Source organism: Staphylococcus sp. HMSC065D05, from assembly GCF_001813195.1.
In the GTDB taxonomy this organism is placed as follows: domain Bacteria; phylum Bacillota; class Bacilli; order Staphylococcales; family Staphylococcaceae; genus Staphylococcus; species Staphylococcus epidermidis.
Genome location: NZ_KV811746.1, coordinates 71,240 through 84,735, shown reverse-complemented (window position 1 = coordinate 84,735; position 13,496 = coordinate 71,240). Strand labels below are relative to the sequence as shown.

General features: G+C 31.1%; 11 protein-coding genes and 1 tRNA gene. 3 read left to right on the top strand and 9 right to left on the bottom strand.

What is annotated here, in order from left to right:
- Positions 1 to 10: 10 nt before the first annotated feature.
- The gene (locus HMPREF2897_RS05435) at positions 11 to 949 is read right to left on the bottom strand and encodes a type I phosphomannose isomerase catalytic subunit (protein ID WP_002447815.1); all 939 of its coding nucleotides are present in this window, start codon (positions 947 to 949) and stop codon (positions 11 to 13) included.
- A 644-nt stretch (positions 950 to 1,593) separates the two neighbouring features.
- A complete protein-coding gene (locus HMPREF2897_RS05430; protein WP_002447817.1) occupies positions 1,594 to 2,250 on the bottom strand; it encodes an SDR family oxidoreductase in 657 nt (218 codons plus the stop codon).
- A 144-nt stretch (positions 2,251 to 2,394) separates the two neighbouring features.
- On the opposite strand from HMPREF2897_RS05430, the gene czrA reads away from it, so the two are divergent.
- Both czrA and czrB read left to right on the top strand, forming a co-directional pair.
- Positions 2,395 to 2,736 (top strand): Zn(II)-responsive metalloregulatory transcriptional repressor CzrA, encoded by a 342-nt coding sequence (gene czrA / locus HMPREF2897_RS05425; RefSeq protein ID WP_002475625.1) that lies wholly within the window; start codon positions 2,395 to 2,397, stop codon positions 2,734 to 2,736.
- On the top strand, positions 2,723 to 3,676 hold the full coding sequence (gene czrB, locus HMPREF2897_RS05420; RefSeq protein ID WP_070592787.1) for a CDF family zinc efflux transporter CzrB: 954 nt from the start codon (positions 2,723 to 2,725) through the stop codon (positions 3,674 to 3,676). The genes czrA and czrB overlap by 14 nt, the downstream gene beginning before the upstream one ends.
- A gap of 263 nt (positions 3,677 to 3,939) precedes the next feature.
- On the opposite strand, the gene HMPREF2897_RS05415 is transcribed toward czrB, so the two are convergent.
- Positions 3,940 to 4,671: a metallophosphoesterase family protein gene (locus HMPREF2897_RS05415; RefSeq protein ID WP_002490707.1), complete on the bottom strand. Its 732-nt coding sequence runs from the start codon at positions 4,669 to 4,671 to the stop codon at positions 3,940 to 3,942.
- 132 nt (positions 4,672 to 4,803) lie between these two features.
- Here HMPREF2897_RS05415 and HMPREF2897_RS05410 point away from each other — a divergent pair, with 132 nt between their 5' ends.
- Complete coding sequence (locus HMPREF2897_RS05410; protein WP_070592786.1) at positions 4,804 to 5,955, top strand: flagellar type III secretion system protein FlhB; 1,152 nt, start codon at positions 4,804 to 4,806, stop codon at positions 5,953 to 5,955.
- A 316-nt stretch (positions 5,956 to 6,271) separates the two neighbouring features.
- Here the strand turns inward: HMPREF2897_RS05410 and HMPREF2897_RS05405 are convergent, their stop codons facing one another.
- The 6 genes from HMPREF2897_RS05405 to HMPREF2897_RS05380 all read right to left on the bottom strand — a co-directional run bounded on the left by HMPREF2897_RS05405 (position 6,272) and on the right by HMPREF2897_RS05380 (position 13,428).
- A complete protein-coding gene (locus HMPREF2897_RS05405; RefSeq protein ID WP_002475620.1) occupies positions 6,272 to 7,129 on the bottom strand; it encodes an HAD family hydrolase in 858 nt (285 codons plus the stop codon).
- Positions 7,130 to 7,629: 500 nt separating this feature from the next.
- Entirely contained in the window at positions 7,630 to 9,435 is a 1,806-nt protein-coding gene (glmS, locus tag HMPREF2897_RS05400) for a glutamine--fructose-6-phosphate transaminase (isomerizing) (RefSeq protein ID WP_002475615.1), read from the bottom strand.
- 629 nt (positions 9,436 to 10,064) lie between these two features.
- Entirely contained in the window at positions 10,065 to 11,420 is a 1,356-nt protein-coding gene (gene glmM / locus HMPREF2897_RS05395; protein ID WP_070592785.1) for a phosphoglucosamine mutase, read from the bottom strand.
- A 24-nt stretch (positions 11,421 to 11,444) separates the two neighbouring features.
- Positions 11,445 to 12,380: a CdaR family protein gene (locus HMPREF2897_RS05390; RefSeq protein ID WP_002447826.1), complete on the bottom strand. Its 936-nt coding sequence runs from the start codon at positions 12,378 to 12,380 to the stop codon at positions 11,445 to 11,447.
- Entirely contained in the window at positions 12,381 to 13,190 is an 810-nt protein-coding gene (gene cdaA / locus HMPREF2897_RS05385; RefSeq protein ID WP_002475624.1) for a diadenylate cyclase CdaA, read from the bottom strand.
- Positions 13,191 to 13,355: 165 nt separating this feature from the next.
- A tRNA-Lys gene (locus HMPREF2897_RS05380) sits at positions 13,356 to 13,428 on the bottom strand.
- Between the last annotated feature and the right edge of the window lie 68 nt (positions 13,429 to 13,496).

Sequence of the window (13,496 nt, the reverse complement as noted above, 5' to 3'; positions counted from 1 at the left end):
TTAATACTTATTAAATGTAACTAATGATTAGTTTGAAATCTCCTTCGAAAACACTATCTAAATCTTCAGAAGTTAACACAAAGTTTGAACCTGTAGATATTTCATATATATCACCATCTACAATAAGTTTACCTTGTCCATCTAAAACAGAAACAAGGCAAAATTCTCTAGGCTTCATATAATTTAGAGTACCAGAAATATCCCACTTAACCATAGTAAAAAAATCACTCGATACAATATGTGTACAATTGTGATTTTCTATCACTTCATTTTGAGGAGTGATATTAGGTAGTTCATTTGAATAATTAATAACATCTAATGCCTTATCTATATTTAATTCACGTTCCTCACTATTGTCTGTTTTTCTATGATAATCATAAATTCTATATGAAATATCTGATGATTGCATGACTTCATACGCCATAATGCCTGCACCTATGGAATGTATCGTTCCAGCTGGTATAAAGTAAAAATCTCCTGGTTGCACTTGTATTGTTCTCAAATGTTTTTCAAATGTACCTTGCTTCAATTGCTCTTCAAATTCATCACGAGATTTCGCATACGTACCTATAGTAATCTTTGCACCTTCATCAGCTTCAATGATGTACCAACATTCAGATTTTCCATATTGACCTTCTTCGTGTTCATATGCATAAGAATCGTCTGGATGTACATGAATAGACAATGGCGCAGCAGCATCTACAATTTTAGCCATTAACGGAAAATCTTTACTTGGAAAATCTCCAAACATTTCTCTATGATTGTTCCATACTTGATCCAATGTTTGACCAGCAAATATACCATTTTCAATCACACTTTTGCCATGTGGATGTGCTGAAATTCCCCAACATTCACCTATATGATTATTAGGTAGTTGATACCCAAATTGGCGAAGATTATCACTGCCCCATACTTTATCGAGAAAAATGGGTTTTAAAAATAACGGCATGTTCACACCTCCATTATTAAAAGCCTAAACTTTAATCATTATCTATGCTTGAATATCACACAATGTTAAATAATAAAAATACTTTTGATACAACATAGCTCTTCTTTTAAGATATGTATTTGAAGCTAGCTCTCTTTCTCACTCGTTTTGAGTGTAGCATATATGATTATTTCACAAACTACTATATGAATATACTATCATTTTATACACTTTGTATCCTGTGTCCATTTGACGTAGGATTCTTACATATTATATCAACTGCATAATAAATTGAATAGCATCATTTTTACTATTCTAATAAAGCGCTTTATTCATTACTATACCATTATTTTCTGTAAATGACGCCTTAAAATAACAAAGCGTTAAATTGGCTTCAATAGAATCCAGCATTTCTCTTTTTTCAAGTTCATTTAAAAGCAGAACAATGAGTGTAATTATACTCATTGAAATATTTAACGTTTAATATAAAAAGGGAACAAGATAAGACTTTTTGATTTTCTTATCTTGCCCCCCTCAAATACTGATTAGAAATTGAAGTATTTAAAAGCAAACTACAACAATTCTATCGATAATAGAGAATGAATTTTGCATCAAATTGTTTTAAAAATGACAAATAATTTTTAATACGTACTTAATTTTAAATGTTAAGATTCATAGTTTTTCAATGCATCTTTAACATCATGATTGCCACTTAAAATTTGGAATTCTTGATTATTAAAACCATCAGAAGTTACTACTTCTTTTAAAACTGTAGCAACATCTTCACGTGGAATTGATCCTGGTTTGTCGAAATATAAATCAGCTTCTATTTTTCCAGTTCCAGCATCATCTGTAAGTGAACCTGGATGTACAATTGTATAATTAAGATTTGATGTTCTTAAGTAATCATCAGCATAATGCTTTGCAATTGTATACGGTTTTAAATCTCCACTCGCATCAAATGCTTCACGTCTAGAATCGTACGTTGATACCATAACGTAATGTTTGATACCCGCTTCTTTACTAGCTTTAATTGTTTTTACAGCACCATCTAAATCAACAATGATTGTTTTATCCGCTCCAGTACTTCCTCCAGATCCAACCGAAAAAATGACTTTATCATAATCTGTAAAGATATTTTTTAAATCATCAATACTATTTTTTTCTACATCTATTAAAGTAGCTTTAATTCCTTTATTTTCTAATTCTTTAACTTGATCTTCCTTACGCACACCAGCTGTAAAATCAACGTGTTCTTCATTTAATTGACTTACTAGTTTAGAACCTACGCCACCATTTGCTCCAATAACTAAAATACTCATTTCAAACGTCCTCCTTCAAAAAATTGTATTTTGTATTTACCACTTCAAGAGAATACTAAACGTTAGTGTATCATTGACATACTTCAATATTCTCATTATATTAATATATGAACAAATATTCATATGTTGGAGTGTGAATTTACAATGAGTGGATATCATATTAACGATGAAAGCAATCAGGATATATTGATTAAAGTCACTCATATTTTCAAAGCTTTAAGTGATTTTAATCGTGTCAGAATTATGGAGTTTCTTGAAAACGGTGAAGCAAGTGTTGGACATATTTCACATTCTTTAAATATGACTCAGTCAAATGTATCACATCAATTGAAACTACTTAAAAGCACTCATCTTGTTAAATCTAAAAGACAAGGGCAATCAATGATTTATTCTATAGATGATAGACACGTTTCAACTTTACTTAAACAAGCTATTCACCACGCCAAACATCCTAGTGAAGGTGGAATTTCTAATGACAAATCATAATCATCAACATCATCATTCTCATGCACACGGACACGTTCATACAGATAATAAGAAAGTACTCATGTTTTCTTTTATTATTATTAGTCTCTTCATGCTTGTAGAAATTATAGGTGGGTTCTTGGCAAATAGTCTAGCATTATTGTCTGATGGTTTTCACATGCTAAGTGATGCCATATCCTTAGGAGTAGCTCTTATAGCTTTTATATATGCTGAAAAGCATGCTACCAAAAGTAAAACATATGGTTACAAACGTTTTGAGATTCTAGCAGCACTTTTCAACGGAGTTACCCTATTTATCATTAGTATTATTATAATAATCGAAGCGATACGAAGATTTTTAGAACCTCCTGAGGTTCAATCGAAGGAAATGTTCATCATTAGTGTGATTGGTCTTATGGTAAATATCATTGTAGCGATACTCATGTTTAAAGGAGGAGATACCTCTCACAACCTTAATATGCGAGGCGCATTTTTACATGTACTTGGAGACTTGTTCGGCTCTGTTGGTGCAATCGTTGCTTCTCTCTTAATTTGGGGTTTTAATTTTACATTAGTGGATCCTTTAGCCAGTATTTTAGTTTCGTTAATTATTTTAAAAAGTGCTTACGGCATTTCTAAATCATCCCTTAACATATTGATGGAAGGAACGCCTAACAATATAGATTTAAATGCTGTAATTAAAGCAATTAGTAAAGATGAAAGAATTCAAAATGTACATGATTGTCATGTATGGACCATTTCAAATGATATGAATGCATTAAGTTGTCATGCAGTTGTACCAGAATATTTATCAGTTCAAACGTGTGAAACAATGCTAAAGTCAATCGAAAGTGACCTATTGCAATTAAATATTCAGCATATGACAATACAACTTGAAACACCAGAACACAAACACGACGAATCAACATTATGCTCAGGTATACATGAGCACTCTCATTAGAGCGTTTATTTCTAACGATCCTTTTTGATTATAAATAAAGATGTAGATTGAAGGTTCTATTGCATTCAAAGACTCAACCTAAAAATCATATCTTAATTTAAAAGAGAGTTGATGTGAGTAGAACTCCATTTCAATCATCCTATATATATTTAGAGCGTGGGACATCAGTTTATGTTCCCACGCTCTAAAAATTTTCAATAGTTGTTATAAATTTCAGATGAATCTATCTCAATATTTACTTTTTCACATATAAACATCTTACTTTAAATGAAATTCTTAAATATAAATTCTCTAGCTGGTACTTGCTTTTCTTCAAAACCTGCTAAAAATTCTTCATTATTGTACGCTAATTTCACTCTTTCTACTGAAATTCCTTTTTCATTAACGGTAATAATACCATATACGGTGTTAGAACCGTTGTTCAAACCTACTGATCCAGGATTAAAATATACTGTAGATTTATCATCAAACATATGCAATCTATGGTTATGTCCAAATAAAATTAAATCGGCTTCTTTATCTTTAAATAATTTAGAAATAGCTTGTTCGTCATCTTTTGTAATAGGCGCAAAAGGTTGTTCATCAATGGGAGCTGACATTTTATCATTTTCAATTTCATAATGAATAAATAAAATCTTTTTCCCTTTTACGGTCATTTCAATATATCTTGGCAATTGATTAATTTCATCGTAATAGGACTCATCTAAATGTCCTTCAATCCATTGATGATGCTCATAAAACTTCCCTTTTAAATCTTCAGGATAAGGTGTTCCATTGACGAGTGACATAATAGCTTCATCATGATTACCTGCGATCATTTCCATATCATCTCGGTCAAATATAGTATCCAGTACTTTATTTGTCTCATGTCCAATCCCTATGTTATCACCTAGGTTATAAATTTTTTCAATATCATCTCTACTATCAATATCATCTAAAACAGTTTGAAGCGCATCAAAGTTTCCATGAATATCAGTGATAACAGCAAATTTCATGATATTATCTCCCTTCAATGTTATCTTATTAGCATATTCTAACATTTTGTGCTCTATTATGTTAGATATTAATTTAAAATTTATTAGAATTTTGATATTGTATTTATATGAAAAAAAAGGAGTGCTTAAAATTTGTTTAATTATTATAAATCCGGATTTCAAAAAGCAAAACCACATAATCTAAAGTTAATACTAATCTCATTACTAACTTTTGTCATTTGCTATATTACTTCTAATATTGCATTCTCATTAGTTATATTAAGAGCCCAAAGGTTACCCATGTTAGCTCAACTCGGTGAACCTACTACAAAACCTATTGTATCTATTATTTTTATTTTACTCATTTTAGCTTTATTATTTATTTTTGTAGGTTACCCATTGATAACTGGTACAGTATATGCAATTCAAAAAGCTATTAATAAAGAGAAAGTTCTCTTTAGTGATTTATTTTTTGCTTTTAAAAAAGGCAAATATGCTAAATCAGTAATCTTAGCTTTAATAACTTTAGTTCTGTTTATTATAATCGTACTTATTCTAATGCTATTAAATAAGTTATATAATTTAGCTCTTAGCCCATTATTTATTGGCTTACAACAATCAATAAGTGGCTACGAAAATCCAATGGGAATTTTAATCACAATACAAATTGTGTTGTTACTCATAACAGGTTTCATTTCATCAATTTTCTATTGGTTTGTAATTATATTCATTATTAATTATACTACTGCTTATACAGAAGATTCATCTCGTAAAGTAATGAGTAATCTAAAAGAAGGATTTAAAGGTATTAAAAACGGTAAGAAAACTTGGTTTAAATTTTTCATTGGCGTATTACTTATTGGTTTACTTGCAAGTATTATTAACAGACCGCTATTATTCGGTGTACAATACTTAACAAGCAGTATGTCTCAAATGGTGGCTCAAACTATTGTTATAATAGCTAGAATCGTATCTATAGTATTACGTCTATGTCTTTATTACATTTTGATTTTTGGAATTATTAATTATTTCGTTAAACGTGGTGACCAACCAATCAAAAGCAAAAGACGTCATAAAAATAAAGATGTTAACAAAGATACTGTAAACGACAAAGTAGATACTACATTGAATACTTCCGATTCAAAAGATACAGAAATAGATAAAATGAAAGATCAACAAACACATGTACAACAAGAAAAAACTGATATCCAAAAAAATAACATAGATGATTCCATCAAAGAAAAAGTAAATGAAAATAAAGAAAATGTTACAGAACAATCTAAAAATCTATTTGATAAGAAATAGTTGATTGTCTTTAGATCACCTTATTAATTTAAATTTAAAGTATTTTGCCCAACATGAAATTTTAATAATCTTTCATGTTGGTTTTTTTATATTGTAAATATATTTTTGTGAAAATCCTCTTTAATATTTTATTAATGCTTATGCATATTTTAAATAATCATAATGAACCAGTTGATAGACATATAATTTAAATCAAAAATGGCCACTTTCATGATTAAATATGAAAGTGGCCATTTGCCTATTTTATAAATTCAAAATTTTTACTGATATAAACTATCGTAATCGACCGTTTAATAACAAGATACTGACTTGAAGACTAGTTATCTAATAAATGAGTTTTTAAGTAATGTGCTGCACCATCTTCTTCGTTCGTGTATTCGGTAATATCATCTGTAAGATTTTTAATTTCTTGTCTTGCATTTTTCATTGCAACAGTGTGGTGGCCAAAATTAAACATAGCTCTATCATTATCACTATCACCAATAACTAAAGTTTCTTCTTGCTGAATACCATAGTGATCAATCATTTCCTTGATACCTGTACCTTTATCAGTATGATATGGCATCGTTTCAGCATTATAACGCGAAGAATTAGATACGGTAATACCTAAATTTGTTTGATTTTCAACAAGATGATTGCGAAAATCAGTTATTTTATCTAATTTGGGACTGAATAAATATATTTTAGAAAAGTTTGCATCAGGTAAGGTATCTTGCCAATCTATTTTTCCTTTAATTGCTTCTCTTCTCGATGACCACTCACTTTGACTTACAGCGTCAGGTGGCTCTATAGTGGAAATCATTTCTTTCATCCAATCTTCATCTTCTTTAAGAGATATGCGATCACTTTCAAAAGGAAAAACTTCATAATAAATATGTTGTTTTTTAGCCAATTCCACAATTTTCTGTACTTGTTTTAAAGTTAAACTATGTCTAAACAAATTATCTCCATGAATTTCACCTGAAGTTCCATTCGAACTGATAATACCATCTACAGTGAATCCATTTGGAACAAGTTGACTGATTTCTGAATAAGATCTCCCAGTAGCAAGGAAAACTTTATAATTTTGTTCTCTCAATTGATTAATCACTTGTTTAGTATATTCCGAGGCTTTATTATTTTCATGTAATATCGTTCCATCCATATCTAAAAAAATTGCTTTTATATTTTTCATATTATCCTCCATTCAAGACTCTAACTTATACACTTAAATTGTGTCACTTATCATACTAAAGTGCAACGGCTTTGATTACACTTTGAACATACTATATTGTCGTCTTCTTTTATTTACAATGACATCTCTCCCAAAAAATTTGTTATCCGATAAGGGTCTCATAATATCTTTAATATTACCCTTGTTAAATATGTAAATGTCTTTAAGTAAAACTTTTTCACAAATAACGGCATTTCTTCTATTATATGTATATGCGTTACATGTATGACAGAAAGTTGTGAATCATTTAAAATATGCTTACCTAATGTTTTAAATAGTTGCCTCTTTATATAAAATCCAATCCAGTTGTAGGTTCATCCAATATTAATAATTTAGGGTACCTCATTAAAGTCCTTAACCAACGGCATTAGACGCTTAGTTAAAATTAATTGAAGCATAATTCTAAAATTAATTCAAAAAATAAAGAGTAGCCACTTAGGCTACTCTAAATTATAAACATTTTACTCTACTGTAACCGATTTGGCTAGGTTACGAGGTTTATCCACATCCAAATCTCGTTGTAATGCAGCATAATATGAGATTAATTGCATTGTCACTACAGATACTAATGGAGTTAATAATTCATGTACTTGTGGAATCACGTATGTGTCTCCTTCTTTATTCAAACCTTCCATTGAAATCATACAAGGATATGCACCACGTGCTACTACTTCTTTCATATTTCCACGAATTGATAGATTAACGTTTTCTTGGGTAGCTAAACCTATGACAGGTGTGCCATCTTCAATCAAAGCGATTGTTCCGTGCTTTAATTCCCCACCTGCAAATCCTTCAGCTTGAATATAAGAAATTTCTTTTAATTTTAATGCACCTTCTAAACTAACATTATAATCAATTGTTCTTCCAATGAAGAATGCATTACGAGTAGTTTTTAAGAAATCCGTTGCAATTTGCTCCATCTTAGGTGCATCGTCAACAATTGTTTCTATAGCAGTAGTAACCTTAGCAAGTTCTCTTAATAAATCAACATCGGTTTCACGACCATGATATTTAGCAACAATTTGAGATAAGATAGATAAAACAGCAATTTGCGCTGTATATGCTTTTGTAGATGCGACTGCAATCTCAGGTCCAGCATGTAAAAGTAATGTATGATCCGCTTCACGTGATAATGTTGAGCCAGCAACATTAGTAATTGTTAATGATTTGTGACCTAATTTATTTGTTTCAACTAAAACAGCACGACTATCAGCTGTTTCACCAGATTGTGAAATATAAATAAATAGTGGTTTTTCAGAAAGAAGTGGCATATTATATACAAATTCAGAAGCTACATGAACCTCAGTAGGTACACCTGCCCATTTTTCAATAAATTCTTTACCAACCAATCCAGCATGATAACTAGTACCAGCTGCAACGATGTAAATACGATCAGCATCTGCTACATCATTAATAATCTCTGCATCGATTTTTAAATTACCTTTTTCATCTTGATATTCTTGAATTATACGACGCATCACTGCAGGCTGTTCATGAATTTCTTTTAACATGTAATGATCATATACGCCTTTTTCTGCATCAGCAGCATCTATTTCTGCCGTATACGTATCACGTTGTTGAATATGCCCCTCAAGATCTTTAATTTCTACTGTGTCTCGCTTAACGATAACTATTTCATGGTCATGTATCTCTTTGTATTGATTTGTAGTTTGTAACATTGCTAGAGCATCAGAAGCAATAACATTGAAACCTTCACCTACACCTACTAAAAGCGGAGACTTGTTTTTAGCCACATAAATAGTATCTTTATCATTATCATCTAATAGTCCTAAAGCATATGACCCATTTAATAATTTAACTACTTTTGTAAATGCATCTTCTGTAGCTAATCCTTGCTTAGAAAAATAATCTACTAATTGTACGATAACTTCCGTATCAGTTTCTGATGAAAAAGTGACATCAGATAAATATTCAGCTTTTAATTCTTCGTAATTTTCAATTACACCATTATGAACTAATGTAAAACGTCCAGATGTTGACTGATGTGGGTGTGAATTTTCATAATTTGGAACACCATGTGTCGCCCAACGTGTATGACCAATTCCTAACGTACCATCCTCATCACTATTATCTGCAACTTTACGTAATTCAGCAATTCTTCCCTTTTCTTTAAAAAGTTTTGTACCATCATCATTAACTACAGCAATACCTGCTGAGTCATAACCACGATATTCTAATTTTTCTAACCCTTTTAATAGTAATTCTTTGGCATTATCGTAGCCAATATAACCTACAATTCCACACATATAATATCCTCCAACAAATGGGATAACACGGCTATTATGATTAATTATCACTGGTTAAATTTGATAATCCCCTATCATAATTATTATTAACGATTACATCATGAAATAAGCGTGCTATTATATGAATTTTATACACGCTATCCGTAGTTTCCCAAAATAATTTATTTAGTTTGGCGATCTTATTAACTTTGTCCACTAAGTCACCTTAATGATTTACTTAATAAGCTAACGAATGTGCCACATCCGGGATAGCATCCGCCGATCTGATTCGATCACTATCCTCCTCGTCTACAAAAGCCAAATAATTATCTATAAAAGCTCTACTATTTTACTTTTAATACTTAACAACTATTTAAGCATTTTGCACAGGCGCTTTAATTATTAATAACCTAGACTTTCCTCCTTTCCATTAATATTTATTGTACACTGATAACGAATTAATTTGCAAACGATTTAACAGTATTTTTTATAAATAGTAATAGTTCTGAATAGATACATCAGCGAATTATTCTCAAAATAAAAAAATATATTTTTCAAATCTTTTTAAAAGATAAAATTCTGTTTTAAAAAAACAGATTTATGATAGTAACATCATAAATCTGTTATATATGAATTTAAACATGAAAATATTATTTATCTAAACCCATTTTTCCTTCAACAACGTCAGCGATACTTTGAGCATATCTTTCAGCATCCGCGTCAGTTGCAGCCTCAACCATTACACGTACTAAAGGTTCAGTTCCAGAAGGTCGAACAAGAATTCTTCCTTCACCGTTCATCTCGGTTTCAACTTTCGTCATTATCTCTTGAACATGAATATTCTCTTCAACACGATATTTGTCAGTCACTCTCACATTAATTAGAGATTGTGGATACTTTTTCATTTGAGAAGCTAACTCGCTTAGAGTTTTACCACTCATTTTAATAACAGAGGCCAATTGAACACCCGTTAATAATCCATCACCAGTAGTATTGTAATCCATTAATACGATATGACCCGATTGTTCACCACCAAGATTATAATTTCCTCTTCTCATTTCCTCGACAACATAGCGATCTCCCACTTTAGTTTTGTTTGACTGAATACCTTCTTTTTCTAGAGCTTTGTAGAAACCAAGGTTACTCATAACTGTCGAAACTATCATATTTTCATTGAGTTCTTGGTTTTTATACATTTCTTGACCAATAATGAACATAATTTGATCTCCATCTACAATTTGCCCATTTTCATCTACCGCAATAATGCGATCTCCATCTCCATCAAAAGCTAAACCAAAGTCACTTCCAGTTTCTAACACCGTTTCAGCTAATTTTTCTGGATGAGTAGAGCCACATTGTTCATTAATATTATAACCATCTGGATTACATCCAATTGTCTCAGTATCCGCTTCTAAATCGCCAAACAAGAATGGGGCTAAAGAAGAAGTTGACCCGTTTGCACCATCTAATACTATTTTAAGACCCTCAAAATTTACATCGACTGTGGATTTAAGATAACTTAGATACTTTTGTGCACCTTCAAAATAATCTGAATAATGTACAATATCCTCTCCTACAGGACATGGTAAATCAGGATTGGTTTGATCTAATAATTGCTCAATTTCATTTTCTTGATCATCTGACAATTTAAAGCCATCTGAACCAAAAAATTTAATTCCATTATCAGCAACCGGATTATGTGACGCAGAAATCATAACACCTAATGCTGCTTCCATTTCTTTAGTCAAATAAGCCACACCTGGTGTTGAGATAACACCTAAACGCATCACTTCTGCGCCAATTGAAATTAAACCAGCGATTAATGCAGATTCTAGCATTTCTCCTGATACTCTTGTATCTCTTCCTACTAAAACTCGAGGATGCTTTTCACCTTTGTTATGTGCGAGTACATATCCTCCGTATCTACCTAGTTTAAAAGCCAATTCAGGTGTGAGTTCTTGGTTAGCGACACCACGAACACCATCAGTACCAAAATATTTTCCCATTTTTAAACGCTCCTTTTGTATCTATCAATTTTTAACATTTATATACGCTTTTGTTTCCTTTGGATTCACTTTAGTCACATCTTTAGGTAAGTTAAATGATACTGTTTTTTCTGTAGATTCTGAAATGCCATCAATATCTACTTCAGCAGTAATTTCATTAATATTTTGTAATTCATCTCTATTACCAAAGATTTCTACTTCTTTATCTTCTAGTTTAACACTATCTAATTCTTTATTTTCATTAAGCTTACCCGTTGTTTTTGTACGTACCTTAACCATTTTACTGAATGGTTCAACTGTTACTTTTAAATTAACCTCATTTGGATTAATTGATACATTTAATTTATTTAATTGTTTATCAAATGCACTAACATCTGCAACATCATTGGTATCTTTGTTCACTTTACTAGAATTTTTAAAGGTTGCTTTTAAATAAGCTATATTTTTTAACTGTTGCTCTCCACCAGTCACTTTTACAGTTTCTGGTGAAATACTTTGTTTACTTATTTTATATTTTGGGTCTAAACTATTACTACTAATGTCTGGTTGAACATGCATAACTCGTGTTATTTTATTTTCAAGGTTAATGTGTGCTACTTCAGGTTTAATTTGATAGTTGATACCACTATCTATGCCTTTAACTTGATATTTTTTTTGATATTTCCCTGCTTTTTTTCCAGAAAGATCAACGACTACTTTCAAATCTTCAGGGTTTTCAATTTTGATTAATTTTGATTGTGGTCCTGTTAAATTAACATCGACGTTTTCAGGAATTTTAGTTACATGTAGGTCTTTATTATTATAAATAACATCAACGGGTACATCTTGAATGGTTTTGGATGATTTTTGTGATAAATCATCTGTATTAAATATATTTCCGAATACATTATTTACTGATAAAAAGAAAAATACTGCTAATATGAGAGCGACAAATCTTAATCCCCATTTACTTTCAAGCATTTATGAATTCACACCTTTCTTTTGAAAGTGTGCACCAAACCAATGTTCAGCAAGCAATTCTTCAAAAACATCTTTTGAAATATCTCTTCTTAATTTTCCATCAAAAGTGACTGATATATCACCAGTTTCTTCAGATACAACAACAGTAAAAGCATCAGAAACTTCTGAAATTCCAACTGCCGCTCTATGTCTAGTTCCTAAACTTTTTGATATTTTAACACTATCTGATAATGGTAAATAACTTGCAGCAACGGCAATCTTACTTCCTTGAATTATCATTGCACCATCGTGTAATGGTGTATTAGGGATAAATACATTAGTTAGTAACTCTTGAGATATATCAGAATTCATCGGTATTCCAGTTTCTATATAGTCCTGCAAACCTGTCTCTTTTTCAAAAACAATAAGCGCACCAATGCGACGCTTAGCCATATATTGAACAGCTTTAGATACAGATTGAATCAACTTTTCTTCATCGCGACTATAAGTATTCGTATATCGTTTTAAAAAATTTCCTCTACCTAATTGTTCCAAGGCTCTTCTTATTTCAGGTTGAAATATCACAATGAGAGCTAAAACACCCCATTGAATTACAATATCAAACAATTTAGATGTTGCTGTTAAGTTAAGAATTTTACTGATTTGCTGGCCGATAACAATGACAACTATCCCTTTTAATAATTGAATTGCTTTAGTACCTTTAAAAACTGTAATGAGAAGATACAACACATACCAAACAATCAGTAAATCCAGTAGACTAGTAATAATTTTTATAGTACTCAGATTTTGAAAAAAATTGGAAAAATCCATAACATCTCCTCCGGGTAATACTTTTCCATATTGATTATTATACCAATCATTATTAACACTGTCATACGACAAAATAACATTTTATAAAAATTCTTAAATAAGAAATAAAAGTAAAAAATTCTAACAAATAAAAAAAGACACCTTCAATTGAAGATGTCTAGAAAGTGAGCCATAGAGGATTCGAACCTCTGACCCTCTGATTAAAAGTCAGATGCTCTACCAACTGAGCTAATGGCTCTAATGGCTGGGCTAGCTGGATTCGAACCAGCGCGTGACGGAGTCAAAGTCCGTTGCCTTACCGCTTGG

What these genes read in the sequence shown, in the direction of transcription:
- HMPREF2897_RS05435 (WP_002447815.1), bottom strand. Translation starts at nt 949, where the DNA reads ATGCCGTTATTTTTAAAACCCATTTTTCTCGATAAAGTATGGGGCAGT.
- cdaA (WP_002475624.1), bottom strand. Translation starts at nt 13,190, where the DNA reads ATGGATTTTTCCAATTTTTTTCAAAATCTGAGTACTATAAAAATTATT.
- HMPREF2897_RS05390 (WP_002447826.1), bottom strand. Translation starts at nt 12,380, where the DNA reads ATGCTTGAAAGTAAATGGGGATTAAGATTTGTCGCTCTCATATTAGCA.
- HMPREF2897_RS05430 (WP_002447817.1), bottom strand. Translation starts at nt 2,250, where the DNA reads ATGAGTATTTTAGTTATTGGAGCAAATGGTGGCGTAGGTTCTAAACTA.
- czrA (WP_002475625.1), top strand. Translation starts at nt 2,395, where the DNA reads ATGAGTGGATATCATATTAACGATGAAAGCAATCAGGATATATTGATT.
- czrB (WP_070592787.1), top strand. Translation starts at nt 2,723, where the DNA reads ATGACAAATCATAATCATCAACATCATCATTCTCATGCACACGGACAC.
- HMPREF2897_RS05415 (WP_002490707.1), bottom strand. Translation starts at nt 4,671, where the DNA reads ATGAAATTTGCTGTTATCACTGATATTCATGGAAACTTTGATGCGCTT.
- glmS (WP_002475615.1), bottom strand. Translation starts at nt 9,435, where the DNA reads ATGTGTGGAATTGTAGGTTATATTGGCTACGATAATGCCAAAGAATTA.
- glmM (WP_070592785.1), bottom strand. Translation starts at nt 11,420, where the DNA reads ATGGGAAAATATTTTGGTACTGATGGTGTTCGTGGTGTCGCTAACCAA.
- HMPREF2897_RS05405 (WP_002475620.1), bottom strand. Translation starts at nt 7,129, where the DNA reads ATGAAAAATATAAAAGCAATTTTTTTAGATATGGATGGAACGATATTA.